This window comes from Streptomyces sp. NPDC059900 (genome assembly GCF_050270335.1).
GTDB lineage: Bacteria > Actinomycetota > Actinomycetes > Streptomycetales > Streptomycetaceae > Streptomyces.
This window is the reverse complement of sequence record NZ_JBNNJZ010001136.1, coordinates 1-1,180: the sequence shown is the minus strand read 5'-3', so window position 1 is coordinate 1,180 and position 1,180 is coordinate 1. Positions and strand designations below refer to the sequence as shown.

General features: G+C 71.3%; 1 protein-coding gene and 1 pseudogene. One reads left to right on the top strand and one right to left on the bottom strand.

What is annotated here, in order from left to right; genetic code table 11:
• On the top strand, window positions 1-968 hold a 968-nt coding region (locus tag ACQKIP_RS47875; protein ID WP_427745917.1), incomplete at its 5' end, for a CoA transferase.
• An 18-nt stretch (window positions 969-986) separates the two neighbouring features.
• On the opposite strand, the pseudogene ACQKIP_RS47870 reads toward ACQKIP_RS47875, so the two are convergent.
• Window positions 987-1,180, bottom strand: a pseudogene (locus tag ACQKIP_RS47870) (LLM class flavin-dependent oxidoreductase); the annotation flags it as partial.

The window sequence follows — 1,180 nt, the reverse complement described above, 5'->3', positions numbered from 1 at the left end:
GCGTGGTGATGCCGGTACTGCGCACCACCGAGGAATTCCTCAAGGAACCGGCCTACGCGCACATCGCACAGGAACCGCTCATCAGGATCGAGAAGATCGGCGACAGCGAGCCCGAACCCCTCGCTCCCGGCGCCGACCAGCCGCTCTCGGGCGTACGCGCGCTGGGCATGGGCCACATCATCGCGGGCGCCGGCGTCGGCCGCGACCTGGCCCAGCACGGAGCGGACGTACTGAACATCTGGCGGCCCAACGAACTGGAGCACGACTCCACGTACAACAGCGCCAACGTCGGCGTCCGCTCCACCACCATCGACCCGTACGGCCCCGCGGGGCGGGCACAGATCCGCGAACTCCTGTGTGACGCCGACCTCTTCTACGCCAACCGCCGCCCCGGCTATCTGAAGAAGATCGGCCTGGGCGCCGAACAGGCCGCGGCGATCCGCCCCGGCATCATCCACGTCAGCCTCTCGCTCGCCGGCGAGACCGGCCCGTGGGCGCACCGCGTCGGCTTCGACCAGACCGCCGGGGCGCTCAGCGGCATCATGCTGATGGAGGGCGAGGACGGCATCACGGCCGGGCCCACCAGCACGCCGGGCCTGCCCTACATCAGCGTCGTCAACGACTACGTCCTGTCCTGGCTGGCCACCACCGGCGCGCTCGCCGCCCTGATGCGCCGCGCCACCGAGGGCGGCAGCTACCGCGTCACCCTCAACCTCACCCGCATCGCCGCCTGGATCCTCAGCCTCGGCGTCTTCGACCGGACCTACGCCCGCCAGAGCGCCCTCGATGCCGACCGCGGCTCCCCCCACGCCTACCTCGACCCGGACACCTTCAGTGCCGACACCCCCTGCGGCCACTACCAAGGCGTCACCGACCAAGTGATCATGTCCGGGACGCCGGGCCGCTTCCGCGACATCCTGGTCCCCCGCGGCAGCAGTGCACCTGCCTGGCTCCCCCGCCACAGCTGACCGCCCCCTGGACGGTTGTTACCGCAGCAGGGGCAGCAGCTGGTCGCCGATCCGGCGGGTCTCCTCCTTGTAGGGCGTGTCGGACAGCACGAAGTGCGTGACGCCGAGCGCCCGGTAGGCCTTGAGGGCCGCGGCCACCTCGTCGGGCGAACCGACGAGCCAGGTGGTGCCCGCTCCCCCGCCGCCGAACCTGCCGGGCGTGGTGTACAGGC